Annotated in this window: 18 protein-coding genes and 1 tRNA gene; 12 read left to right on the top strand and 7 right to left on the bottom strand. The window is 73.1% G+C overall.

The window, feature by feature from the left end:
• Nucleotides 1-13: 13 nt before the first annotated feature.
• Entirely contained in the window at nt 14-1,363 is a 1,350-nt protein-coding gene (gene aroA / locus BXY45_RS05795) for a 3-phosphoshikimate 1-carboxyvinyltransferase (protein ID WP_109773375.1), read from the bottom strand.
• A 131-nt stretch (nt 1,364-1,494) separates the two neighbouring features.
• Entirely contained in the window at nt 1,495-2,061 is a 567-nt protein-coding gene (locus tag BXY45_RS05800) for a DoxX family protein (RefSeq protein ID WP_109773376.1), read from the bottom strand.
• 201 nt (nt 2,062-2,262) lie between these two features.
• Between BXY45_RS05800 and BXY45_RS05805 the strand changes: the two genes are divergently transcribed.
• Together BXY45_RS05805 and rsrA are read left to right on the top strand one after the other, a co-directional pair.
• The gene (locus tag BXY45_RS05805) at nt 2,263-3,006 is read left to right on the top strand and encodes a sigma-70 family RNA polymerase sigma factor (RefSeq protein ID WP_109773490.1); all 744 of its coding nucleotides are present in this window, start codon (nt 2,263-2,265) and stop codon (nt 3,004-3,006) included.
• Nucleotides 3,003-3,356 (top strand): mycothiol system anti-sigma-R factor, encoded by a 354-nt coding sequence (rsrA, locus tag BXY45_RS05810; RefSeq protein WP_109773377.1) that lies wholly within the window; start codon nt 3,003-3,005, stop codon nt 3,354-3,356. Before BXY45_RS05805 ends, rsrA begins: the two co-directional genes overlap by 4 nt.
• Nucleotides 3,357-3,472: 116 nt before the next feature.
• On the opposite strand, the gene BXY45_RS24815 is transcribed toward rsrA, so the two are convergent.
• Complete coding sequence (locus BXY45_RS24815) at nt 3,473-3,547, bottom strand: 50S ribosomal protein bL37 (RefSeq protein ID WP_370591786.1); 75 nt, start codon at nt 3,545-3,547, stop codon at nt 3,473-3,475.
• 113 nt (nt 3,548-3,660) lie between these two features.
• On the opposite strand from BXY45_RS24815, the gene BXY45_RS05815 reads away from it, so the two are divergent.
• From BXY45_RS05815 to BXY45_RS05825, 3 genes are all read left to right on the top strand, one after another.
• Nucleotides 3,661-4,764: a type IV pilus twitching motility protein PilT gene (locus BXY45_RS05815; protein ID WP_211319265.1), complete on the top strand. Its 1,104-nt coding sequence runs from the start codon at nt 3,661-3,663 to the stop codon at nt 4,762-4,764.
• An 81-nt stretch (nt 4,765-4,845) separates the two neighbouring features.
• Nucleotides 4,846-5,760, top strand: a complete 915-nt coding sequence (locus BXY45_RS05820; protein ID WP_170131334.1) for a YhjD/YihY/BrkB family envelope integrity protein — start codon at nt 4,846-4,848, stop codon at nt 5,758-5,760.
• A 16-nt stretch (nt 5,761-5,776) separates the two neighbouring features.
• Nucleotides 5,777-6,757, top strand: coding sequence for a zinc-binding dehydrogenase (locus BXY45_RS05825; protein WP_109773380.1), 981 nt, complete (start codon nt 5,777-5,779; stop codon nt 6,755-6,757).
• Between the two features lie 102 nt (nt 6,758-6,859).
• Here the strand turns inward: BXY45_RS05825 and BXY45_RS05830 are convergent, their stop codons facing one another.
• On the bottom strand, nt 6,860-7,438 hold the full coding sequence (locus BXY45_RS05830; RefSeq protein WP_245961664.1) for a GDSL-type esterase/lipase family protein: 579 nt from the start codon (nt 7,436-7,438) through the stop codon (nt 6,860-6,862).
• A 23-nt stretch (nt 7,439-7,461) separates the two neighbouring features.
• Nucleotides 7,462-11,364 (bottom strand): multifunctional oxoglutarate decarboxylase/oxoglutarate dehydrogenase thiamine pyrophosphate-binding subunit/dihydrolipoyllysine-residue succinyltransferase subunit, encoded by a 3,903-nt coding sequence (locus BXY45_RS05835; RefSeq protein ID WP_109773382.1) that lies wholly within the window; start codon nt 11,362-11,364, stop codon nt 7,462-7,464.
• Nucleotides 11,365-11,491: 127 nt separating this feature from the next.
• Between BXY45_RS05835 and BXY45_RS05840 the strand changes: the two genes are divergently transcribed.
• The 7 genes from BXY45_RS05840 (at nt 11,492) to BXY45_RS05870 (ending at nt 22,322) form a co-directional block, all read left to right on the top strand.
• Nucleotides 11,492-12,955, top strand: a complete 1,464-nt coding sequence (locus BXY45_RS05840; protein WP_109773383.1) for a GuaB1 family IMP dehydrogenase-related protein — start codon at nt 11,492-11,494, stop codon at nt 12,953-12,955.
• Between the two features lie 321 nt (nt 12,956-13,276).
• The gene (locus BXY45_RS24685) at nt 13,277-15,181 is read left to right on the top strand and encodes a M15 family metallopeptidase (RefSeq protein ID WP_109773384.1); all 1,905 of its coding nucleotides are present in this window, start codon (nt 13,277-13,279) and stop codon (nt 15,179-15,181) included.
• A gap of 62 nt (nt 15,182-15,243) precedes the next feature.
• Nucleotides 15,244-15,318 (top strand) — tRNA-Arg (locus tag BXY45_RS05850).
• 75 nt (nt 15,319-15,393) lie between these two features.
• Nucleotides 15,394-15,798, top strand: coding sequence for a hypothetical protein (locus BXY45_RS05855; protein ID WP_146211097.1), 405 nt, complete (start codon nt 15,394-15,396; stop codon nt 15,796-15,798).
• A gap of 223 nt (nt 15,799-16,021) precedes the next feature.
• A complete protein-coding gene (locus tag BXY45_RS05860) occupies nt 16,022-18,559 on the top strand; it encodes a DUF5724 domain-containing protein (protein ID WP_109773386.1) in 2,538 nt (845 codons plus the stop codon).
• A gap of 113 nt (nt 18,560-18,672) precedes the next feature.
• Nucleotides 18,673-20,625 (top strand): DUF4132 domain-containing protein, encoded by a 1,953-nt coding sequence (locus BXY45_RS05865; RefSeq protein ID WP_146211098.1) that lies wholly within the window; start codon nt 18,673-18,675, stop codon nt 20,623-20,625.
• A gap of 305 nt (nt 20,626-20,930) precedes the next feature.
• A complete protein-coding gene (locus BXY45_RS05870; RefSeq protein ID WP_109773388.1) occupies nt 20,931-22,322 on the top strand; it encodes an NAD-dependent succinate-semialdehyde dehydrogenase in 1,392 nt (463 codons plus the stop codon).
• A gap of 76 nt (nt 22,323-22,398) precedes the next feature.
• Here the strand turns inward: BXY45_RS05870 and BXY45_RS05875 are convergent, their stop codons facing one another.
• On the bottom strand, nt 22,399-23,595 hold the full coding sequence (locus BXY45_RS05875) for a serine hydrolase domain-containing protein (RefSeq protein ID WP_109773389.1): 1,197 nt from the start codon (nt 23,593-23,595) through the stop codon (nt 22,399-22,401).
• Nucleotides 23,592-25,223 carry a biotin carboxylase gene (locus tag BXY45_RS05880; protein ID WP_109773390.1) on the bottom strand — a complete coding sequence of 544 codons (1,632 nt, stop codon included), beginning with the start codon at nt 25,221-25,223 and terminating at the stop codon, nt 23,592-23,594. Before BXY45_RS05880 ends, BXY45_RS05875 begins: the two co-directional genes overlap by 4 nt.
• Between the last annotated feature and the right edge of the window lie 38 nt (nt 25,224-25,261).

A 25,261-nucleotide genomic window follows, 5' to 3' on the forward strand; every position in this document is an offset into this window, starting at 1 on the left:
GACGGTCCGCTCATCAGCGCGCGAGCATCCCCGTCCACAGCCCGGTGAAGTCGGGCATGGTCTTGGCGGTGGTGCCGACGTCGACGACGACGACGCCGGGCACGGCCAGCCCGAGCACGGCGGCCGCCGTCGCCATCCTGTGGTCTCCATAGGTGGCGAACCTGCCGCCGTGCAGCGGCCGCGGCCTGATGAGCAGGCCGTCCTCGGTCTCGGACACCTCTCCGCCGAGGGCGTTCAGTTCGGTGGCCAGCGCCGCGAGGCGGTCGGTCTCGTGGCCACGCAGGTGCGCGATGCCCCGCAGCCGGGTGGGGGTGTCTGCCAGCGCCGCGACCGCCGCGATGACGGGGGTGAGCTCGCCGACGTCGTGGAGGTCGGCGTCGATGCCGGAGACGCCGTCGCCGCCGCGCACCGTGAGGCCCTCGGGGGTGAGGTCGACGTCGGCGCCCATCTCGTCCAGCAGGTAGCGCAGCGCGTCACCGGCCTGGGTGGTGCGCTGCGGCCAGCCCGGCACGGTGACCCGTCCGCCGGTGACCAGGGCGGCGGCGAGGAACGGCGCGGCGTTGGACAGGTCGGGCTCGACGTCGACGTCGAGGGCGCCCACCCGGCCGGGCGCCACCCGCCAGTGCGTGCCCGAGGCGCCACCGGTGGCAGCAAGGTCTGACTCAACCTCCACCCCGGCGTCGCGCAGTACCTGCTGGGTCATCACGAGGTGCGGAGCGCTGGGCACCGGTGCCCCCTCGTGGACCACCTCGATGCCGGCGTCGCTGCGAGCGCCCGCCAGGAGCAGCGCCGAGACGAACTGGCTGGAGGCGCTGGCGTCCATGACGGTGCGACCGCCCGGCAGGCGGCCCGCGCCGTGCACGGTGAAGGGCATGAGGCCGCGGCCGCCGTCGTCGACAGCGGCCCCCAGCTCCCGCAGCGCCCCCAGCAGCGGTGCCATGGGGCGGGTGCGGGCGTGCGCGTCACCGTCGAAGGTCGTGGTGCCGCTGGCCAGCGCGGCCACCGGCGGCAGGAAGCGCATGACCGTGCCGGCCAGGCCGCAGTCGAGCTGACCGGCGCCGCGCAGCGCGCCCGGCTCCACGCGCCAGCTCGCGACCTCGCTGCCGGTGCCCGTCCCATCGACCGGGACATCGGTGACGCGGGCGCCCAGGGAGGCGACGGCGGCAGCCATGAGCAGCGTGTCGCGCGAGCGCAGCGGTGCGCGCAGCTCCGAAGGACCGTCCGCGAGGGCCGCGAGCACGAGGTAGCGGTTGGTCAGCGACTTCGAGCCCGGCAGACGCACCTCGGCGTCGACGGGTGCTTCACCGAGGGGAGCCGCCCAGTCGAGGGGGGAAGCGGTGGCCGTGCTCGTCGAGGCGCTCATCGAGGACGAGCCTACGGCGCGCGGGCAGGCACGACGACGGGCCGGGCACCCGGCTGGGCGACCGGCCCGGCGGCCGTGCTGAAACCCTGTGGAGAACCTTGCGGAGACCGTCGTGGAGCGGGAAACGGAACTCAGTCGAGCGCCTTCTCCAGCTTCTTCTGGGCACGCTTGGCGCTCTTGCGGGCCTTCCTCGCGGCCCGCTTCGCCACGGCGGAGCCGGCCACGGACGCGACCTTGGCGGTGCGCTGGGTCTGCTTGGCAGCGTGCTCCGCGCGCCAGGCCAGGCCGGGCTTGCCCTGCGTGTCGACAGTGGCGATGAGCAGCCCGCCGAACAGCGCCGCGTTCTTCAGCGCCTGCACCAGCTGCTGCTGGCGGGTCTTGGCGTCGGGCGCCTCCCAGAAGCGGTGCCCGGTCAGCGTGGTGGGCACGAGGGACGCCGCCAGCACCGCCGAGGACACCCGGGGCGCCTTGCCGACGGCCAGCGCCAGCCCGGCGGTGGTCATGAGGGCACCGTTGAGGCGCACCAGGCCGGCGTCGTCGCTGGGGAGCGTGACCGGACCGACCGACAGGCCCTTGAGGGCGGGGATGATCGGGCCGCCGCCGTCGGTCTTGCGGTCAGGCTTGCGCAGCTGGTCGACGCCGCCGTAGACGAACGGGGCCGCGAGGAGCGGTCGGGCGAAACGACGGACGAGACTCATGGAGATCGGTCTACCGCACCCGACTACGGCGCGCCACCACGGGTGCCAGAGCCGGTGGGTCACCGTGCGGAACAAGGCCCCGGCGCGTGGCGTTGCACGCCGTGGCGGACACCTGACCCGCCGGAGCTGGAGGAAGGCGTGCTCGTCGCCGAACCGCGTGGAGAGACCCTCGTGCCGCCCCCGCCACTACTGTGGGGGGCGATGAGCGACCACCCGGACTCCCGTGCTGACCACAGCGAGGGGATCAGCGACGCCCAGAGCGTCGCGGGTGACGCAGCTGACGTGGCCGTCGAGCCCGATGAGGCTGATGAGACGGTGCGCGCCCCGCAGGAGACCACCGCAGAGCGCACCGCCCGCTTCGAGGCTGAGGCGCTGCAGCACCTCGACCAGCTGTACTCCGCCGCGCTGCGCATGACGCGCAACCCGGCCGACGCCGAGGACCTGGTCCAGGAGGCGTTCGCCAAGGCATTCGCGAGCTTCCACCAGTACCGGCCGGGCACCAACCTCAAGGCCTGGCTGTACCGGATCCTCACCAACACCTACATCAACACCTACCGCAAGAAGCAGCGCCAGCCGCAGCAGGCGGGCACCGACGAGATCGAGGACTGGCAGCTCGCGCGCGCTGAGGCGCACAGCTCCACCGGCCTGCGTTCGGCGGAGACGGAAGCGCTGGACCACCTGCCCGACACCGACGTCAAGCGTGCCCTGCAGGCCGTTCCGGAAGATTTCCGGATGGCGGTCTACTACGCGGACGTCGAGGGCTTCGCGTACAAGGAGATCGCAGAGATCATGGGGACGCCGATCGGCACCGTGATGTCGCGCCTCCACCGAGGGCGCCGCATCCTGCGCACTCAACTCGAGGACTACGCCCGAGAGCGCGGGCTCATCCCCGCGGCCACCGCCACCGCTGCATCCGGCGGCTCGGGTGCGGGTAACCCGTCATGAGCGCGGAGTGCGACGGCGTCCTCGCGCGCATCTACGACGCCCTCGACGGCGAAACGACGGTCGCCGAGCTTGCCGAGATCCATCGCCACCTCGAAGCGTGCCCTCCGTGCTTGGAGGAGTACGAGGTGGAGGCGGCCCTCAAGGCGCTCGTGCGCCGTTGCTGCAGCGAACGGGCCCCGGCCGACCTCCGCGCCAAGATCCTCGCATCCATCACGCACGTGGAGACGGTCACGACATCGACGACGTCACGGTCCTCCTCCGTCTCGACGGTGACCGGGCTCAGCCACGACGGCAGCACCGTGGTCGCCCGTGTCACGAGGACGACGACGACGACCACGCGCGAGGCCTGACCTCTCATCGCCTCTCGCCGCACCCCGTGCGCACGACGAAGGCCGCGACCCGGACAGGTCGCGGCCTTCGTCGATCTAGCCTTCGTGCATCCAGCAGCACATCGCTGCCGGCTCCCTCAGGAGTTGGGGCGCTTGCCGTGGTTGGCGCCGCCCTTCTTGCGGTCGCGGCGCTTGCGGGCTCGCTTGCTCATGGGGGACCTCCTCTCGAGACTCAGCTGACGGAACACATGTCGTCACGCTTGCCTCGATGGTCCCACAGGCTCAGGTACGGCCCGAGCCGAGCCGATGGGCGAGGGTGACCCCGGTGAGCGACGGCGCGACGGCGCCCGCATCCAACGACCTGCAGCAGTACCTGCGCGCCCTCGTCGAGCTGTCGGGGTCGGACCTGCACTGCAAGGTGGGGTCGCCGCCACGGGTCCGCGTGAACGGGCGTCTGATCAGGCTCGACGTCCCCGAGCTCACCTCCGCCGACACCGAGCAGATGGTCGCCGCGGTGCTGCGGGCCGACCTCGCGGAGGAGTTCGCGAAGACCAACGAGGCGGACTTCGCGCACTCGCTGCCCGGAGTGGGCCGCTTCCGCGTCAACGCCTACCGCCAGCGCGGCAGCGCGGGCCTGGTGTTCCGCAGGGTCTCCACGCAGCCGGTGCCGCTGGAGCACCTGGGACTGCCGCCGGTGGTCGCATCGCTCGCGCTGGAGCCCCGCGGACTGGTGCTCGTCACCGGCCCCACCGGCTCGGGCAAGACCACGACGCTCTCGAGCATGATCGACCACATCAACAGCACCCGTGAATGCCACATCGTGACCCTGGAAGACCCCATCGAGGTCCTTCACCCCGACAAGCTCGGCATGGTCAACCAGCGCGAGGTCCGCGTCGACACCCGCGACTTCGCCGCGGCGCTGCGCGCCGCCATGCGTCAGGATCCCGACGTCATCCTCGTCGGCGAGATGCGCGACGCCGAGACGGTGCGGGCGGCGCTGTCCGCCGCCGAGACCGGCCACCTGGTGCTCTCCACCCTGCACACCTCCGACGCCGCCGAGACCGTGGCCCGCATCGTCGACTTCTTCCCCCCGCACGAGCAGCAGCAGGTGCGGCTGGGGCTGGCCGGGTCGCTGCGCGGCATCATCTGCCAGCGGTTGGTGCCTCGCGCCGACCAGGTCGGGCGGGTCGCCGTCCTCGAACTGGCCGTCGCCACCCCGCGCGTCGTCCAGGCCGTGGCAGACCCCGCCCTCACGGCGGGCATGCACGACGTCATCGCCGACGGCGCCTTCTACGGCATGCAGACCTTCGACCAGGCCCTGTTCGGCCTGGTGCGCGACGGCGTCGTCTCCGAGGAGCACGCGCTCGCGGCGGCCACCCACCCGCACGACCTGTCCGTCGAGCTGCGCCGGGCCGGCATCGGCGCCTGACGATCGGCGCCTGAAGCTCGCCAGCTGACGATCGGCGTTCCCCCGCCGCGCCCGACCGCCGGACGCGGCAGCATGACCTGCGTGAGCAGGGTGGAGCGCCAGGGGGCTAGCCGGTCTCAGCGCCGGTCGGAGCTCACCGCGGCGACCCCCGCCTGGCGCCTCGTGCTGAGGGCGCTGCCATGGGCCGTTCGCTCGCAGCTGAGCCGGCAGGACCTGCTGCTGCACGGCGCGGCCGTGACGTTCTACGCCGCCATCGCCGGGGTCCCCATGCTCATGCTCGCCGTGAGACTGGCGACTCTGGTGGTGGGGGAGGAGCGGCTCCGTTACCTGGCGACGACGCTCGAGGCCGCCCTGCCACGTGGCACCGGAGCCGGCGCGGTGGCGCGCACCGTCATCGAGCAGGCCGCGTCCACCAGTTGGTTCGTCGCGCTGTTCGCGGCGTTTGCCGCGAGCCTGTACGGCGAGGGGTTGCGGCGTGCGTACGGCTCGCTGGACCGGGTCACCGAGAGCCGCACCGGGTGGCGCGGACGCATCGCCGTCCTGCCGGTGCTCGCCGCGGCCCCCCTGCTGCTGCTGGCGGTGCTCGGGATCACCCCGCTGCTGGCGACGCTGTTCTCCGAGGGCCGCCCCGCCGCCACCGCCCTCGGGGTGTACGTGGCGCTCAACGTCGACTGGATCGCCGTGTCGGTGCCGCTGGCGTGGTCGTTCCGCGTGGTGGCGCCCGACCCGCCGTCCTGGCGCCTGGCGATCGTCGGTGGCTTCACTACCGGGGCGTTCATCTCCGGCTTCCTGCAGGGCTTCACGTTGTTCCTGTGGCTGCCCATCGACCTGGGCGCGCCGTTCGGCGGCAACCAGGCCGTCGGTGGGTGGACCGCCGTCCTGCTCTGGGTGTGGTTGCTGCACCTCGTGGCGCTCCTCGGGTACGTGGCTACCCAGCAGGCGGGCAGGCTGCTCGCCACCCGCCGCGAGATAGCCGGGCTCGAGCTCGCCACCTGACGGTTAGCGTGAGCGGATGCTGGCAGCCCGCGCCGTCCGCACCCCGCAGGACCCCTCGGGGCTCGATGCCGATCCGTTGGCGTTCCTCGAGGTCGCCGAGCGTGACCCGTCACCGGTGCCCGACGGGTGGGTGCCGGTGACCGTGCGCGCCGCGGCCCTCAACCGGCACGACCTGTGGACCCTGCGCGGTGTCGGCGTCCACCCCGACGCGCTGCCTGTGGTGCTCGGCTGCGATGCCTCCGGGACCACCGAGGACGGCCGGGAGGTGGTGGTGCACGCCGTCCTGTCCGATCCCGACTGGGCCGGGGAGGAGACGCTCGACCCGCGCCGCACGCTCCTGTCCGAGCGGTGGCCCGGCACCCTCGCGCCCGTGGTGCGGGTGCCGGCGCGCAACCTCGTCGACAAGCCCGCCGAGCTGACCTTCGAGGAGGCCGCCTGCCTGCCGACGGCATGGCTGACCGCCTACCGGATGCTCTTCACCAACTCGGGGACGGCGCCCGGCGACACCGTGCTCGTGCAGGGCGCCGGCGGCGGCGTCTCGACCGCCCTCGTGGCGCTGGCCGCGTCAGCGGGGTTGCGGGTGTGGGTGACGAGCCGCTCGGAGGAACGTCGGGCCCGCGCGCTTGACCTCGGGGCGCATGCCGCGTTCGCGCCGGGGGAGCGGCTGCCCGAACGGGTCGACGCGGTGTTGGAGAGCGTGGGGAAGGCCACCTGGGGGCACTCGCTGCGTTCGCTCAAGCCCGGCGGGACCGTGGTGGTCTGTGGCGCGACCACCGGTGACGCCCCGGCCGAGCTGAACCGGGTGTTCTTCACACAGCTGCGGGTGGTCGGCTCGACGATGGGCAGCCGCGAGGAGCTGGGCCGGCTCGCACGCCTCTGCGCGACGACGGGCGTGCGCCCTCTCATCGACGACGTGCTGCCGCTGGCCGACGCGGCTGACGGCCTGCTGCGGCTCGAGGCCGGCGAGGCGTTCGGCAAGATCGTCGTCCGTCCCTGATCCGCTACCCACCCTTCCCACCCTTCTCGCACTTTCCGCGGCAAGTGCGCATCCCGGGGCGTGGGTGCCGCACTTGCCGAGGAAAGTGCGGAATGGGGGGCGTCAGGGGGTGAGGGGCAGACCCAGCCAGGCGTGCCAGCCACCGTGCAGCACCAGCCACGCGAGCAAGCCGTACCCGACCTGACCCGGGTGTACGCCGTCGCCGGCTTCCAGATCGGCGATCCACTGCTCGTGCGCGACGAGCGGGCCGAAGCAATCGACGTAGGGCACGCCGCGACGGCTCGCCACCTCGGCCCAACCACCGGCGAGCTCCGCCACCGCAGCCCGCAGCGACGGGTCCAGCGGTGGCGGCGGCCCGACGACGAACGCCGGGACGTCGTCAGCCGCCGCGGAGTCGAGCACGTCGGCGAGGTTGAGACGGCTGCGGGCCAGCGACGAGCCGAGCGCCGCATCGACGTGGCCGAGCCCGACGACCAGCCGGTCGTCACTGCCGCCCCAACGCCGCGCCGCCTCGCCCTGCCACCGTTCCCGCAGCGCGGTTGTGGACTCCCCGGGCACCCCGAGGGCCATCACCGTGGCGGCGACCGCGTCGTGCTCGGTGCGGGTGCGGGCGGCGACCCGCCCGGCCCACCCCAGCGCGCGCGGGTCGCCCACCCCGGCGACGAGGTCGTCACCGACCACGCAGACCCGCGTGGCCGGCGCCCTCAACGGTCGAGGGCTTCCGCGACCAGGGCCTTCTGCTCGACGGCGTGCGCCTTCGAGCGACCCGTGGCCGGCGAGGCCGACGCGGGCCGGCTCACGCGGCGCACCGCCCTGTCGGCCAGCGCCTCGGCGAACGCGTAGCCGAGGAACGGCCACGCACCCTGGTTGGCCGGCTCCTCCTGGACCCAGACCAGCTCCGCGGAGGCCGGGAACGCCGACAGCACCTCGCGCAGCACGCGCCCGTCGAGCGGGTACAGCTGCTCCAGGCGGACGACGGCGGTACGGCGGTCTCCGCGGCGCTCGCGCTCGGCCAGCAGGTCGTAGGTGACCTTGCCCGAGCACAGCAGCACCCTGTCGACCGAGGCCGCGTCGATGGCGCGCGGGTCGTCACCGAGCACCGTCTGGAAGCCGCCCTCGGTGAACGCCGACACCGGCGAGCTGGCGGCCTTGAGCCGCAGCATGGACTTCGGTGTGAAGACCACGAGCGGGCGGCGCGGCCGCTGGTATGCCTGGCGGCGCAGCAGGTGGAAGTGCGACGCGGGCGTCGACGGCATCGCGACGGTCATGTTCTCCTCCGCGCACAGCTGGAGGAACCTCTCGATGCGCGCCGAGGAGTGGTCGGGCCCCTGGCCCTCGTAGCCGTGCGGCAGCAGCAGCACCACGGAGGAGCGCTGCGACCACTTCTGCTGGGAGGAGGAGATGAACTCGTCGATGATCGTCTGGGCGCCGCCGGCGAAGTCGCCGAACTGGGCCTCCCACATGACCAGCGCGTCGGGCCGCTCGACGGAGTAGCCGTACTCGAAGCCCATCGCGGCGTACTCGGACAGGAGCGAGTCGTACACCCAGAAGCGTGCGTCGCCGGTGGCGAACTTCTGCAGCGGGGTCCACTCCTCGCCGGTCACCCTGTCGATGAGCACGGCGTGACGCTGCGCGAACGTGCCGCGGCGGCTGTCCTGACCGGCCAGGCGCACGCCGGTGCCCTCGGACAGCAGGGAGCCGATGGCGAGCAGCTCGCCCATCGCCCAGTCGACCCCACCTTCGCGGGTCATCTGGGCGCGCTTGTCGAGCATCGGCTTGAGCTTCGGGTGCACCGTGAAGCCGTCCGGCATCTCGACGTGCGCCTCCCCGATGGCGCGGAACAGCTGCTCGTCGATCTCGGTGCGGGAGGGGTCCGCCACCGACTCGTCGCGCTGGGACGCGGGCCTGTCGAGACCGGCGGTGGTGGAGGAGCTGTCGCTGGCCTCGCCCGAGGTGACTGCACGCGGCTCGGCGCCGTCCTTGGTCTCCTCGAAGGCGCGCTCGAGCTGCTGGCGGTAGTCGTCCAGGACCTTCTCGGCCTCTTCGACGGTGATGTCGCCGCGGCCGATGAGCGCCTCGGTGTAGAGCTTGCGGGTGCTCCGCTTGGCCTCGATGAGGCCGTACATGAGCGGCTGCGTCATCGACGGGTCGTCCCCCTCGTTGTGACCGCGGCGGCGGTAGCACACCATGTCGATGACGACGTCCTTGGCGAACTCCTCGCGGAACGCGAACGCCAGCTTGGCCACGCGCACGCAGGCCTCGGGGTCGTCTCCGTTGACGTGGAAGATCGGCGCCTGGACCATCCGCGCCACGTCGGTGCAGTAGAACGACGACCGCGAGCTGGCCGGCGCCGTCGTGAACCCGACCTGGTTGTTGATGACCACGTGCACCGTGCCGCCGGTGCGGTAACCACGCAGCTGGGACAGGTTCAGCGTCTCCGCGACCACGCCCTGACCCGCGAAGGCGGCGTCACCGTGGACGAGCACCGGCAGCACCGGGAAGCGGGAACCGCCGAGGTTGATGCGGTCCTGCTTGGCACGCACGATGCCCTCGAGCACCGGGTCGACAGCTTCCAGGTGGGAGGGGTTGGCCGCCAGGTAGACCTTGGTCTGCGTGCCGTCCTGGGAGGTGAAGACGCCCTCGGTGCCGAGGTGGTACTTCACGTCACCGGAACCCTGCACGGAGCGCGGATCCTGCACACCCTCGAACTCGCGGAAGATCTGCGAGTAGCTCTTGCCGGCGATGTTGGCCAGGACGTTGAGGCGGCCGCGGTGGGCCATCCCGATCCCGACCTCCTCGATGCCCGCGTGCGCGGCCTCGGAGAGCACGGCGTCGAGCAGCGGGATGACGGACTCCGCGCCCTCGAGGCTGAACCGCTTCTGCCCGACGTACTTGGTCTGCAGGAAGGTCTCGAAGGCCTCGGCGTCGTTGAGGCGCTTGAGCACCCGCAGGTGGCCCTCACGGCTCAGCGGCGTGTAGGGACGCTCCACGCGGTCCTGGATCCAGCGACGCTGGGCCGGGTCCTGGATGTGCATGTACTCCAGGCCGACGGTGCGGCAGTAGGAGTCACGCAGCACGCCGAGGATGTCGCGCAGCTTCATGAGCGGCTTGCCGCCGAAGCCACCGGTGGGGAACTCGCGGTCCAGGTCCCACAGCGTCAGGCCGTGGTTGCGGATGTCGAGGTCGTAGTGGCGGCGCTGGCGGTACTCCAGCGGGTCGGTGTCGGCCATGAGGTGGCCGCGGACCCGGTAGGCGTGCACGAGCTCGACCACGCGCGCGGTCTTGCCGATCTCGTCGTCGTGGGAGATCGAGATGTCCTGCACCCAGCGGACCGGCTCGTAGGGGATCCGCAGCGCGGTGAAGATCCCGTCCCAGAAGTCGTCGCCGAGGAGCTTGCCGTGGATCAGCCGCAGGAACTCACCGGACTGCGCGCCCTGGATGATGCGGTGGTCGTACGTGCTGGTCAGCGTCAGCGTCTTGCTGACCGCCAGCCGCGCCAGCGTCTCGGCGGAGGCACCGGAGTACTCGGCCGGGTAGTCCATGGCGCCGACGCCGATGATCGTCCCCTGACCCTGCACCAGGCGCGGCACCGAGTGGACCGTGCCGATGGTGCCCGGGTTGGTGAGGCTGATGGTGGTACCGGCGAAGTCGGGTACGCCCAGCCCACCGGAGCGGGCGCGGCGCACCAGGTCTTCATAGGCGGCCCAGAAGTGCGCGAAGTCGAGCGTCTCCGCCTTCTTGATGGACGGCACGAGCAGCTGGCGCGAGCCGTCCTTGGCGGGAAGGTCGATCGCCAGGCCGAAGTTCACGTGCGGCGGCTGGAGGATGCCGGGCTTGCCGTCGACCTCGGTGTACGCCCAGTTCATCTCGGGCATCTCGCGCAGCGCCTCGACCACGGCGTACCCGATGAGGTGCGTAAAGGAGACCTTCCCGCCGCGGGCCCGCTTGAGGTGGTTGTTGATGACGATGCGATTGTCGATAAGCAGCTTCGCCGGGACCGTCCGCACGCTGGTGGCGGTGGGGACGGAGAGGGAGGCCTCCATGTTGGTGACCACGCGCGCTGCGGGACCACGCAGGCGCACCGAGGTGGGCTGCTCGTCCGCGGACGTCGGCGCCGGGGCGGGCGTCTTCGGTGCCGCCTGGGCCGGTGTCGGCGTGCCACTGCGCGGCGCCGGGCGCTCGGCGGGGCGCGACGGACCCGGGGCGCCGGGGACGGCGGGCGCGTCGGTGCTGGAGGCGGGTGCCTTGGCCGGCGCGGTCTTCGCGGCGGCGGCAGGCTGCGGCGGCTTCACCGGTGCCGCGGGAGCCGCGGGAGCGGCCTTCGCGGCGGGTGCGGCGGCGGAGCTACTGCTCGAGCCGTTCCCGGAGCCGTTGCTCGACGTCCCGTTGCTCGGGCTGCTCGAGCCGTTGCCGGTGCCGGACCCGTTGCCCGCGCCGTTGTCGGCGTAGCCGGCGAAGAAATCCCACCAGGCCGGGTCGACCGCGGTGCGGTCGCGGAGGTACTGCTGGTAGAGGTCTTCAACCAGCCATTCGTTGGCGCCGAACGCGGCCGCGGGGTCGAACCCCGGCCCGTCCTGGCGTCCACCGGTAGTCGGTGTCTGCGTCACGGCGAGGATCGCCCACTTCCACGTTTCGGCGCTGGCGCGGTTCGTAGACCAACCCTACCCGCACTCAGCGTCCACTCCTCAGCACGCCTCGGAGGGCGTGTCCTCTTCTGGGCTACCCTGGGTTCACGTGCGATTCCTCCCCGGCCAGCAGCCCACAACGGACCTGACCTACAACGACGTGTTCCTGGTGCCGTCCCGGTCGGGGGTGACTTCACGGCTCGACGTCGACCTCACCGCTGACGACGCGACAGGCACCACCGTCCCGGTGGTCGTGGCCAACATGACCGCCGTCTCCGGGCGGCGCATGGCCGAGACGGTGGCGCGCCGCGGAGCGGTGGCGGTGCTCCCGCAGGACCTGCCCCTCGACGTCGTCAGCGACGTCATCACCTGGGTCAAGGGCCGCCACCCCGTGCTGGAGACCCCCGTCGAACTGACTCCGACGGACACCGTCACCGACGCGCTGCACCTGCTGCCGAAGCGGTCCCACGGCGCCGCCGTCGTCCTTGACCCGCAGCGCGTGGTGGTCGGCGTGGTCACCGCGTCGGACTGCACCGGTGTCGACAGGTTCACCCAGGTCGGCGAGGTCATGACACGCGAGCCGTTCGTGCTGCGCGCTGACGACGTCCTCGGCGAGGGCGGCCTCGAGGTGGCCTTCACCGCGCTCGACTCGGCCCGGCGCACCTTCGCCCCGGTCGTCGACGACGACGGCGCGCTGCGGGGCGTGCTCACCCGCACGGGCTGCCTGCGCTCGCGCATCTACGCGCCGGCTCTGGACGCCTCCGGGCGGCTGCGCATCGGCGTGGCGATCGGTCTGGGTGGAGACGTCGCGGCCACCGCAGCCGCGGTCCTCGAGGCGGGCGCCGACGTGCTCGTCGTCGACACCGCCCACGGCCACCAGGAGCGGATGATCTCGGCGCTGCGCGCCGTCTCCTCCGTGCGGGGCGCGTTCCCCGACGTCCCCGTGGTCGCCGGGAACATCGTCACCGCCGACGGCGTGCGCGACCTGGTGGAGGCCGGCGCCGACGTCATCAAGGTCGGCGTGGGACCGGGCGCCATGTGCACCACGCGCATGATGACCGGCGTCGGGAGGCCGCAGTTCTCCGCCGTCCTGGAGTGCTCCGCCGCCGCGCGCGAGCTGGGAGCCCGGGTCTGGGCCGACGGCGGCGTGCGCCACCCGCGCGACGTCGCGCTCGCACTCGCCGCCGGGGCCAGCCAGGTCATGGTCGGCTCCTGGTTCGCCGGGACCCACGAGAGCCCCGGCGACCTCATGGTCGGTGCGGACGGCCGCGCCTACAAGGAGAGCTTCGGGATGGCGTCGGCCCGCGCCGTCGCCGCCCGCACGCGCACCGACAGCCCCTTCGAGCGGGCGCGCAAGGCGCTCTTCGAGGAGGGCATCTCCAGCTCCCGCATGCACCTGGACCCGCGCCGTCCGGGCGTGGAGGACCTGCTGGACCAGATCACCTCGGGCGTGCGCAGCGCCTGCACCTACGCCGGTGCGCGCGACCTCGCGGAGCTGCGCGAGCGGGCCGTGGTGGGCGTGCAGTCCGACGCCGGGTACCAGGAGGGCCGTCCGCTCCCGACCGGCTGGTGAGCTTCCCCGCGGGGTGTCGAGACGCCGCGCTATTCGACGCTGACCTCGGTCAGAGCCCGATCTGACCGGGCTCTGACCTAGGTCTGGCTCGGTGTCGCGGCGCGTCGGCGTGGCGTGTCGCGCCGTGATGAGCCTGTGACCTGCGAAAGAACGACAGCCGTGCAACTCCTTTTCCACAGAACCGCGCAAGTCCCAGACCGCGCGGCGCCCTTCACCTAGTCTCGCTCACGTCGAAGCCTCGGCTCAGATGCTCCGCCGCACGTCAGGGGCAGGGCATCGCCCGTGCGCCCACCGCCGCCCGAACTCCCTGGAGGTCCCGCTGTGCCGTCACACCGCGGAGCCGAGCAAGGCTTCGGTGACTCCTCCGGGGTCGCGGTGGACGTGCGCGAGCGCACCGAGGCAGGGCCGCGTCCGGCGTCCTGGCCCAACAGCCGCGCTGACAGGGCCGGCCGGGGTGGCACCCCCGAGGCAGCCGTGCCGGCTGCTCGCGGCGGACGCCGCGCCACCGCGGTAGCCACCCCGCCGGACGGATTCCGTGAGCTTGCGGCGTTGCTCGGTGTTCCCGAGCAACGCACCGCGCCGCCGGCCTGGGCCGCGGGGCTGCCGGTCGCGCACCCTTCGGCCCCCGTGCCGCTCCCCGTGCCGGACGGGCTCGCCGGCCGCAGGTCGTCCGCGCCGCCGGCGCCGTCGGAGCCGACCTGGGACGCCGGGTGGCCTACTACTGACGAGCTCACCGCCGTCGAGGCGCCGCTGCGCCGCCGCCGGCGTGTCGCGCAGCCGTCAGCCGCCGTCGCCGCGCCGGTGGTCGCTCCCGCTCCCGTTCCGGTTCCGACGGTCGTTCCCGAGCTGCCGACCCGTCGTTCCCGGCGCGCCGCCACCGGCCCGGTCGACGCACCCGCCCGACCTGTCGAGCCAGCCCGCCCCGGCAGCCGCCGGGCGCTGCGCGAGCAGGCGGCCCGCGCGGCCGGTCACGCGGCCACTCCGGCTGCCTCCGGGTACGCGCCGATGCTGCCCTCGCGCTCGGACACCGATGTGCTGGCCCAGCTCGAGGCGCTGCTCGCCGAGACCGCGCCGGCGCCGTCGCCGGCCCCGTCGCCCGTCACCCCGGCTGCGCCTGACGCCCGTCCGTTCGCCGAGGACGACCTCGACCTGCGCACGGATCCCCTGTTCCCCGGCGTGGGCTGGTCGCGTCGCGACGTCGAGCACGCACAGTCGGCCCCTGCGGTCGAGGCGCCGACCACCCCCGCCGCCGGCTGGGTCGTGGAGACGACCCCCGTGGTGCTGGCGCCCGCGCCGACGGCAGCGGCAGTCCACGAGGCTCTCCTCTCCGAGGACGACGTCGCGCAGCCCGTCTTCGCCCCGCGCCGTGGACCGGCCGCCCACCGTCTGCCCCGCCGGGCGCGGGTCGCGCTGCCCCACTTCGCCGTCGTGGGGGCCCTCGGGGTCGCCACCCTCGTCGCCCCTCTCGTGGGCACCCACCTGCGCGCCGAGGCGGACACCACCACGGGCACCACCGCCGACGCCGGGGCCAGCACCGCGCGCGCCGCCGCAGCCTCCGGGGTGGCCGACGTCGCCGACCTCGTGGCCGAGCGTGCTGCGCAGGCTCTGACCGTCTCCCGCGCCGCCGCTCGTGAGAGCGCGCTGCAGGCCACCACGCAGCGCGCCGCCGCCGCCCAGGTCGCCGCGGACGCCGCCGCACAGGCCGCCGCCGAGGAAGCCGCGCGGGTTCAGGCCGAGAAGGAGGCTGCGGAGCGGGCTGCCGCGGCACACCAGGCCGCGCTCCAGTCCCTCGTGGGTGACTGCAGCGGCGCCCGCCCCGACATCTCCGGCAACAAGAACGGTCGCCTCGACGACGACCAGATGTGCGGACTGTGGCAGGACAAGCACCGGCTCCGCGCCGACGCAGCCGTCGCTTTCGCGGAGCTGAACCTCGCCTACCGCGACCACTTCGGCAAGGACATCGTCATCACCGACTCCTACCGCTCCTACCAGGCGCAGGTGCAGGTGCGCCGCAAGAAGCCGGGCCTCGCCGCGGTGCCGGGCACCAGCGAGCACGGGTGGGGTCTCGCCGTCGACCTCGGCGACGGTGTCCAGACCAGCGACGAGCACTACGACTGGCTCATCGAGAACGCCCCGAAGTTCGGCTGGGACCACCCGGCTTGGGCCCGCAAGGGCGGCGGCGGTCCCTACGAGCCGTGGCACTGGGAGTACGTCGCCGGGGAGTGAGCCCCGTCAGCGGCCGGCAGGCGCGCTGGTAGTCTCATCGGGCCGCGTCCAGCGTGGCAGCTGCCCCCGTAGCTCAGGGGATAGAGCACCGCCCTCCGGAGGCGGGGGCGCAGGTTCGAATCCTGCCGGGGGCACCAGTGCGAGGCCCGGTCAGACCGCGAGGTCAGGCCGGGCCTCGCGCGTGTGTCAGACCCTTCGTGAAGACTTCCCTCGTGATCGTCGAGGTGCGAGCGGCGGGACGTCCCGGTGAGGTCGTCGACAGAGAGGTCCCGGCGCCGATCGGGACGACCACCCTGCGACGCCTGCTGACGGCGCTCGTGCAGTCCGAGGTGGAGGCGTACGAGGCGCGCCGGAGCGAGCAGCTCGTGCTGCGCGTGCTGACTCCGGCGGACCTCGCCCTGGGGCACGCAGACGGCCGGTTCCGCGGCGGTGGGAGGTCGGTCCCGGCGGCGCCCGCCCTCGCGACGGCGGTCGCGCGGGCGCTGGAGGCCTTCGAGGACGGCCTCGTGCTCGCCCTCCTCGACGGGGAGCCCGTGGACGACCTCGACGCCGACGTGCACGTGGACGTTCGGACGCGGCTGCGTCTGGTGCGCCTGGTCGCGCTGACGGGCGGCTGAGCGGTGCTGACGCGGGAGCAGGCGCAGGAACACCTCAAGGCCTTCGCCGCGAGCACGGAGAGCCCTCTGGGGGGGGGGTGGAGCACTGCGGCCTCCGACCGGCGGACCGCTGGCCCAGCGGCTGCAGCGCTGGGCCGACGACGTCTGCGCTGACGACGGCGTCGACGTCGCCGAGCTGCTCGACGCCCTCGACGCCGAGCAGCTGCGGCAGACCTTCTGCGAGGTGCGTCCGGAGCTCGGTGAGGCGCTGGCCCGGTGGTGGTCGTGGGCGCGCTCGGCGCCCTACCAGGTGGGCTGGGAGCGCCGGGGCTTCCGCAGCAGTTGTCCGAGCGACACGCTGCTGGCGCGCAGCGAGACCCTCCGCCAGCTGCTCGTGCTGGCCGGGAACTGGCCCTGCGACGCCGCGTGGTTCGCCACATGGCTGTCCCACCTCCCGGTCCCTGGGGGTGCCCTCGCCGGGCTGCTCGCCTCGGAGGTCACCGCCGGGAACGACGCTGTCACGGAAGCCCTCCTCGCCAGCGCCTTCGGGCGCCACCCGGTCAGTGGCACCACGCGCGACGGGCTGGCCGCCCTGCTGGGCAGCGACCGGCCGGACCTGTGGGAGCAGGTCGTGGTGCTGCTGCGGGCCGCCGGACGGCAGGAAGGTCTGCGGTCGGTGATCCTCGAAGCGGTCGACCTGGCCCACCCGAGTGCCTTCGCCGCGCTCCTGGACGTGGTGGTCAGCGAAGACCTCGTGAGGTTCGCGGGCACGGTCCGTGCTGTGGGGGTGTGGTTCGGTGAGGAGCTGGCCGCCAGGCGCACCGGGCAGCTGCCCGGACTGCTCGCGGAGCTGGCCCGCGCCCTCGTGGACCCTGCGCCGCTCGCCCGGGAGCGCGTGCAGCCGGGCGCACCGGAGGAGACCTTCGTCCGCCTCTTCGCCCTCGCCCAGCGCGACGCCCACGCGGCGGTCGCGGCCGCGGCGGATCTGCTCGCAGGTCCTTCCGGCGGGGACGCCGGCCCGGGTGTGCGCCGTGCCGCTGTCCGCCTCCTCGCGGAGCTGGGGCTGCCGCAGGCCAGGGCGGCGCTGCGCCCGTGCCTGGCAGACCCCGACCTCGCGGTGTACGCCACCGCCGTCTCCGCGTGGCCGACCGGTCCGTACGCCCGTGACCGGCACGCCCAGCTCGACGACGACGACGTCGAGGTGCTGCTGGAGCGGGTGCGGACGCTGGGCGCGCCCACCAAGGTCGAGACGGGGGTCGTGGGGAGCCGGTTGCTCCAGGTCGGCTCGGCCCACGCCGCCGACGTCGTCCTCGCCCACCGGCCGGTGGCCGCTGCTCCGCCGGAGGCCCTCGCCGCGGCCTCCGCCGACGGTCGCTCGGGTGCGGTGCAGGGGCTCGCCGAAGACCCGGTCGCCCACCGCGCGGCGCTGTTCGGCTATGTCACCGACCCGTCCTCCTGGGTGCGGTCCCAGGCGCACCGGGCGCTGGAGGCGCTGCCTGAGATCACTCCGGCCGAGGCCGCGCTGCTCCAGGACGCGCTGCGGCGCAAGGCCGGCGACGTGCGACGGACCGCTCTGACGCTGCTGCAGCGCCAGTCACCGGAGGCGGTGGCCGCATCGGTCGCCGCGCTGGCGGCGGGCACACCGGAGCAGTCGGCTGCTGCGGGCGAGCTCGAGCAGCGCGCCGGCCTGGGAGGTGCTGAGGCCGCGGGAGCGCCCCCGCCGACGCAGCTCCCGCAGCACCTGCGCCACCGTCCCGAGAAGCGCACCCCGGCCGAGCGGCCCGTGGCGCCGCCCGGGGACGGGTTCGCCCGGTTCCACGCCACCTGTCTGCGCGTGGTCACGTCGCTGCGGGCGTGGTTGTCGGAGCACCGCGACGTGGAGTTGCGCACCTGGTACGGGGAGGTGGCCCTCCTGGCGGACCTGCGGTGGCTGCCTGACGCGGCGCCCGGCGCGCCGCTGCCGCTGGAGGAGGTGCTGGGGCCGTGGTGGGAGCGCACCGCGCCCGAGTTCACCGACGGCGGGCTCGAGCTGGCGCTGCTGCGGGCAGCGCTGCCGCGACAGGACGCGCCGTGGGCGGCGAGCGTCTCCGCCCGGGTCGTCGGCCCCGTCCCCGAAGACCCGCACGCGTCGGCCCTGGTGCTGCCGGTCATCGACAGCCTCGCGGGCTCGCGGTGGCGCAGCTCGTGGGCCGACGTCGTGCTGGACGCCTTCGAGGTCCTCTTCGCCGAGCTGCCTCTCTCCACGCTGGCCGGTCCGACGGCCACGGCGGAGCGGCTGGGGTCGCGGCGGGTGCTCGTCGAGCCCGGGTACGAGGTCTGGTGCGACGGCCGCGAGGCTTTCGCGCCACCGGAGTCCGTGCTGCCGCTGGAGACCCTGACCCCGGGGCAGGTGGCCCGGCTATGGCGCCTGGCCCGCTTCCTCGACGAGCCGGAGGGCGCGCTGGACGTGCTCGACGGGCCGCGGGTCCGCCATCACGAGCTCTACGAGCTGGGCTCCGGTGAGGGGCGGCTCGTGCCCGACCAGCCCTGGCGCCACCGCCCCGGTGAGGAGCTGCTGTGCCGGGCCGTCGAGGCGGGGGGCGGCCACGCGCGCCGACCTCCTGGACGCCCTGCTCCTCGTCGACGGCCGGGGGCAGCCACTGGAGGGCCTCGGCGCCACCACCGGCGCCCTCGAGGAGCTGACGTCGCAGCGGCCGCCGGCCTGGGCACGCACCGCTGCTGTCACCGCGGTGGTCGACGAGGTGCGGGCCGCCGCGATTGGCGGGGAGCTCTCGCGCGGTGACCTGCCGGGCCGCTCTCCGACGTGGCGAGGCGCGTGCGCTCGGTGACGGGCGTCGACCTCGTGGTGTCGCTCCTGGTGGCGCTGGGCCAGCGGCCCTTCGCCCGCGGGTACGTGTGGGCGACAGCCGGGAGGGGTCGCTCTCGAGGCTCGTGCGGGCCTGCTCCCCGGCGCCCGGGGAGTCGGCGGAGCAGCTCACCGCCGCGCTGCGCGCTGCTGACGTCCCGCAGCCCCGCGTGCTGGAGCTGGGCTTCTACGCCCCGCAGTGGGCGGGGTTCGTGGAGTCCCACCTCGGCTGGCCGGGGTTCGAGTCCGCCGTCTGGTGGGTGCACGCCCACACCAAGGACGACGAATGGTCGCTGGACCGCGACCTGCGCGAGGCGTGGACCTCCGCCGTCGCCCAGCGCACCCCGCTGGACGCCGCCGACCTCGTGCGTGGTGCTGCGGACGTCTCCTGGTTCCAGCGCGTGCTCCACGAGCTGGGGGAGGAGCGCTTCGACGCGGTGCTGGCGGCGGCCAGGTACGCCGCGTCCTCTGGCGGGCACAAGCGCGCCCAGCTGTTCGCCGACGCGCTGCTGGGGCGGGTGGAGGAGGGGGCGCTGCTCGAGCGGATCCGCTCCAAGCGGCACCAGGACGCCGTGCGGGCGCTCGGGCTCCTCCCCGTCAGCGGCCCGCGTGATCCGGCGGTGCTGGGGCGCTACGAGGTGCTGGTCGGCTTCGTGGCCTCCGACCGCACGTCGGGCTCGCAGCGGCGGGCGTCGGAGAGCACCGCTGTGGAGGTCGCCCTGGAGAACCTGGCGCGCTCGGCGGGTTACCGAGACCCGGCCAGGCTCACGTGGGCGGTGGAGGCCGAGGCGGTGCGAGACGTGGTCGACGGCCAGCTCACCGCCACCCACGGGGACCTCACCGTGACGCTCTCGCTCGAGGCCGACGGGTCGCCCCAGCTCGCGGTGGACCGAGGCGGCCGCGCGCTGAAGGCCGTTCCGGCAGCAGCGGCCAAGGTCCCGGCGGTGGCCGCTCTGAAGCACCGGGCGGCCGCGCTGCGCCAGCAGGCTTCGCGGATGCGCCGCTCGCTGGAGGCCTCGTGCGTGGTGGGGGAGGTCTTCGCCCCGGACGAGGTGGCCGAGCTGCTGCGCCACCCGGTGCTGGCGGTCGCGCTGCGCACCCTGGTGCTCGTCTCCGCCGAAGGGGTGGCAGGTTTAGCCACCGACGACCCGCGCGTGCTGCGCGGTCCCGAGGGGCAGGACAGGCCCGTGGACGGGTCGGGGCTCTGCATCGCCCACCCCGTCGACCTGCTCGCCGGGGGCGAGTGGCCCCAGCTGCAGCACGCCCTGTTCACCTCGGGCCAGCGGCAGCCCTTTCGGCAGCTGTTCCGGGAGCTCTACGTGCTCACGGCCACGGAGACTGGCGACGGGCTGCTCTCGCGCCGGTACGCGGGGCACCAGGTGGAGCGGCGTCGCGCCGGGGCGCTCCTGTCCGCTCGGGGCTGGGTGGCGGACCACGAGGCCGGCTGGGCGCGGACCTTCCACGCCCAGAGGATCACGGCGTGGTGCACGCTCGACGGCGGGTGGCTGTCTGCTGCGGAGGTGGAGGACCCCGCGCTTGGTGAGGTGCACTTCGTGCGCACGGGCACCTGGGACGCGGTGCCCGTGGGGGAGGTGCCGCCGCGGATCTTCAGCGAGGTGATGCGAGACCTGGACCTCGTGGTGTCGGTGGCGCACTCCAGCGGGGTCGACCCCGAGACCAGCGAGTCGTCGGTGCAGGTGCGACGACGCCTCGTGGAGGAGACGGCCCAGGCGCTGGGGCTGCCCAACGTCGAGACCACGGAGCACCACGCGCGCGTGCACGGCCGGCTGGGCACGTACTCCGTCCAGCTGGGCTCGGGGGTGGTGCACCGCCAGCCGGGTGGCGCGCTGCTGCTCGTCCCGGTGGGGGCCCAGCACCGGGGCCGGGTGTTCCTTCCCTTTGCCGACGACGACCCGCGGACGGCGGAGGTGGTCAGCAAGGTGGTGCTGCTGGCGCGGGACCACCGCATCCAGGACCCGACGGTCCTCGAGCAGCTCACCTGACGTCGTCGCGGTGAGCGCCGGGACACCGGCGGTGGGTCGCCCATGCCCTGGGGGCATCGGTGGCGTCGTCGTCGATCATTGCTTGGGCGCCGCTGCCCCCGCACGCTGCCGGGTAGCGACCAGACCATCGAGCGAGACGTTGTTGTCGTCGTCGTGGCAGCCGGTGCCGCCGGGTGAGCCGTCCTGACGATCATCCGGCGCCTGGTTTCCCCGGCGTCCTCCCGTTCTGAGACGCTGCGCCGCAGCGACAGCACTCCCGATCCTCCGCCGTGAACTCCGTCCTGCCCCACCGAGAAGGAGCATGCATGAGCAGCACCAGCGAGTACCGGATCGTCAACCCCGCCACCGGTGAGGAGCTGACCTCCTACCCGACCGCCACCGACGCCGAGGTCGAGGCCGCCATCGCCGCTGCCGCCGCCGCGCACAGCGGCTGGTCGCGCAGCAGCACCGCCGCGCAGCGCGGCGAGCTCGTGCGCCGCGTGGCGGCGCTGCACCGTGAGCGCCGCGAGGAGCTGGCCGACGCGATCGTGCGGGAGATGGGCAAGCCCAAGGAGGCCGCGCTCGGCGAGGTCGACTTCTCCGCGGACATCTACGAGTTCTATGCCGACCGCGCCGAGCAGCTCACGGCGGACCAGCCGATCGAGCTGCTGGGCGGCGAGGGCAGCGCGGTCATCCGTCGGGTGTCGCTGGGCCCGCTGCTGGGGATCATGCCGTGGAACTTCCCGTACTACCAGGTGGCCCGGTTCGCTGGCCCCAACCTCGTGGTGGGCAACACGATCCTCCTCAAGCACGCCCCGCAGTGCCCGCTCTCGGCCGAGCTGATCCAGAAGACCTTCGACGACGCCGCGGCCGAGCTCGGGGCCCCGGCGGGCACCTACGTCAACGTGCGCCTGACCAACGACCAGGCCGCCGCCGTCATCGGCGATCCGCGCGTTGCCGGCGTCTCCCTGACCGGTTCGGAGCGCGCCGGTGCTGCCGTCGCTGAGATCGCCGGGCGCCACCTCAAGAAGGTGGCCCTGGAGCTGGGCGGCTCCGACCCGTTCGTGCTGCTGTCCACCGACGACCTCGACTCCGTGGTCGAGTCCGCCGTCGCCGCGCGCCTGGACAACACCGGGCAGTCGTGCAACGCCGCCAAGCGGTTCATCGTGGTGGACGACCTCTACGAGCCGTTCGTGGAGAAGTTCACCGCCAAGATGGCCGCCGCCACGACGGGAGACCCGTTCGCCGACGGCACCGACCTGGGGCCGCTGAGCTCTCTGGCCGCGGCCGAGCGCCTGGCCGACCAGGTCGAGCGCGCCGTCGCCGCAGGCGCCACGCTCGTCACGGGGGGCACCCGCGACGGCGCCTTCTACGCGCCGACCGTCCTCACCGACGTGGTGCCGGGCAACCCGGCCTACTCCGAGGAGCTGTTCGGCCCGGTGGCGGTGGTGTACCGCGTCGCGGACGAGGACGACGCCGTGGAGCTGGCCAACGACACCGCCTACGGCCTGGGCTCGTACGTCTTCACCACCGACGAGGCGCAGGCCGCGCGGGTGGCGGACAAGATCGAAGCCGGCATGGTGTTCGTCAACTGCGTGCTCGCCGACTCCCCGGAGCTGCCGTTCGGCGGCGTGAAGCGCAGCGGTACCTCCCGTGAGATGGGCACGCTGGCCGCTGACGAGTTCGTCAACAAGAAGCTCATCCGCATCGCCGGCTGATCCACCCCGGACGTGATCATGGGCGTCCGCCACCCGTCGAGGGTGGCGGACGCCCATGATCACGTCGGGAGGGTGCTCACGGTTGCAGGTGCGCGCCGATCGCGTCGAAGGCGTCGACGGTGCTGAACAGCCGCCAGGCGTCCTGCGGGTAGGGCCATGCGGAAAGCTTGGCGGCCACCAGGCCCGTGCTGCGGTTGACGTAGACCATCTGCCCGTGGATGCCCAGGCACAGCAGCAACCCGGGGCGGGGGACCCACACCTGGTTGCGGTAGGCCCCGCCGGGCATGCGGTTGTCGCCCGGGCTCGCCGCGAATGCGTCGCGGGAGTCCGGGTCGCCGATGACGGTGTCGTGGACCCAGCTGGCGCTGACCACCTGCTGCCCGCTCACCGACACGCCGTCCTGCAGTAGCACCAGGCCCATCCGGGCCAGGTCGCCGAGGGTGGCCGAGATGCCGCCGTCGAACATCGAGCTGCCCTCGATGTCCACGCCGACGGAGGCGTCGAACTGGGCGCCCATCGGGGCCCAGACCAGCTGCGAGACCAGCTCCGGGAAGCGCTGGCCGGTCACGGCCTCGCACACCCAGCCCAGGATGTCGGTCTCGCAGCTGCGGTACTCGAACGGCCCGCCGTGTGCGCTCTTGGCGGTCAGACCCGCCAGGAAGCCGCGCAGGGTGTAGGGGACGTCGTCGGACAGTCGTGGGGCCCAGCCGAAGGCCTGCTCGAGCACCCTGACCTCGGCGGTCGGGTCGAGGTAGTCCTCCGAGAACCGGATGCCCGAGCGCATGTCGAGGAGGTGGCGCACGGTGGCGCCGCTGTACCCCGACAGCCTCAACTCCGGCACCACATCAGCCACGAGGGTCTGCGGGTGCAGAACGCCTCTGTCGACGAGGGCGCCGACGAGCAGGCCGACCACCGTCTTGCTCACGGACATGAGTAGGTGCGGGGAGGCGGGCCCCATCCCGGTGTCGTAGTGCTCGGCGAGCACGCGGCCCCCGTGAAGGACCATCCAGCCGGCTGTCTCGGTGCTCGACAGGACGTCACTGACGGTCCGCCCGTCGGGCAGCCTCACGTCTCCGAGTGGCTGCGGGTGGGCGGGCACCTGCGGCGCCGGTCCCTCTCCGCGGGCGATGACTGCGCTGGGGAACAGCTGCGACATGTGCCGGAACGTCCAGGAGACCTGGTCGGGCGCCTGCCAGTTTGACAGCGTGACCGGGACGTCGGGGCGATCTGTGCGCTCCCCGATCACCCGGTCACCTCCGTGCAGCGTGCTCATGCCCCCTCAGTGACGCCGACCGCAGCCAGCGGGACTCCCGCGTACTGCTGCCGCACGGCGTCGACGAGGTGCTTGGCGCGGATGGTCAGCTTCTCCGAACCGTCCGAGGCCTGCCGCTGGAGCCTGCCCTTGGTCAGCACGACGCCGAGGTCGGCGCCCTTCCAACGATACTCACCGACACCGCTGATTCGCAGGAAGTACACCTCGTTTTCATCCTGCAGCGGGTGCCAGTCCCAGGCGTCGTCGCGGTGGACGAGCGACCCGGCGGCATCGATGGAGTACAGACCGGTGCGCGGGGCGGTGGTGATCAGCTCGACAGCGGGGGAGGTCTCCTTGATGACCATCTGGCTCCACAGGTCGTCGGCGGCCAGGCGGCGCCAGCGCTCGTTGATCTCGGCGATGTCCAGCTCCAGCTCCACGTCGAGGTGCTCGAGGAGGTGGAAGGCGAACAGGGGGACGTCGGCGTAGGCGCCGGCGGTGACGTTGGTGATGGACGTCGCGCCGCTGATGCGGGGGTTGAGCTCACCCAGGTAGGGGTCTCCGGTGGCGCGGTCGACCAGGACGTCGACCTCGAAGAAGCCGCGGTAGCCCTCCTGGCCCAGCCGGTCGCCGAGCTTGCTGACCATGTCGGCAGCGCGCTCGCGCACCTCGCCCTCGAGGACTCCGGGGAAGGTCTCGTTGCCGCACCAGCCACCGCGGTAGGGGGTCAGCTCGGGGTGGCCGGTGAGCTCTGACATGAACGGACCGACCACGGTGCCCCGGCGGGTGATGACGGCTTCGACGGCGACGGGCTGAGCGTCGATGCGCTTCATGACCTTCACCTCGACGCCGCTGATCTGGTGGGCGTGCTGCTTCCAGTCCGCCTCCTCGTCGATGAAGAAGGTGGTCTTGCCGGAGTCGCCATAGGCGGTCTGGACGACGAGGTCGGCTCCCAGCCCAGCGGCCTCGGCTGCGGCCAGCAGTTCGGTGTAGTCGGCGACGGTGGTCAGCGTGTTGGGGACGCTGGCTACGCCGACCTCCGCAGCCAGGCGCGTGGTGACGAGCTTGGAGTCGAGCCTGTCGCGCAGTGCGGCGGGGGGAAGGATGACGTCGTATCCGAGCTCGGCGCAGATGCTCTCGGTCTGCTCGTTGAAGAAGACCATGGCGATCTTGGGTCGCACCCCGGGCGCGGTGGCCGCGGCGATATGCGCTCGCACCTCGGGGTTGACCAGCAGCCAGTTGTTGATCTCCTCGCCGCTCTGGAACTCGATGTAGGGCTTGTGGCGCGGCGTGAAGACGCGGGGGTGCGCGCCGTCCCAGGCGTCGTAGTACGTGATGTAGGAGAAGTTGCGGACGAAGCGGTCCAGTCCGAGCAGGTTGAACGGCGTCGCCCCGACGAAGAAGACGGGCACGGTGTTCATGCGCAGGAAGTGGCGCACCTCCGACATGCTGCGCAGGGGAGCGGCGCCGCCCTGTGCGGCAGTCGTCGTCGCGGCCTGGGAGTCGGACGTGGTGGGCTTCGTCCGCGCGGCCGGCACGGTCGCCGTGCGCGTCGTCTTGCGACGCGGGGCCTTCGGCGGGGTGGCGGTGGTCTCAGCGGCTGCCGCGGAGGCGGCGGCGCTGCTGGTGGCGGTGCTCGGCTTCGACATGCCCGTAGTGGATCAGGTTGGGATCATGCTCCACAAGC

Origin of the sequence: Quadrisphaera granulorum, from assembly GCF_003149145.1 — a bacterium.
GTDB classification, from domain to species: Bacteria; Actinomycetota; Actinomycetes; order Actinomycetales; family Quadrisphaeraceae; genus Quadrisphaera; species Quadrisphaera granulorum.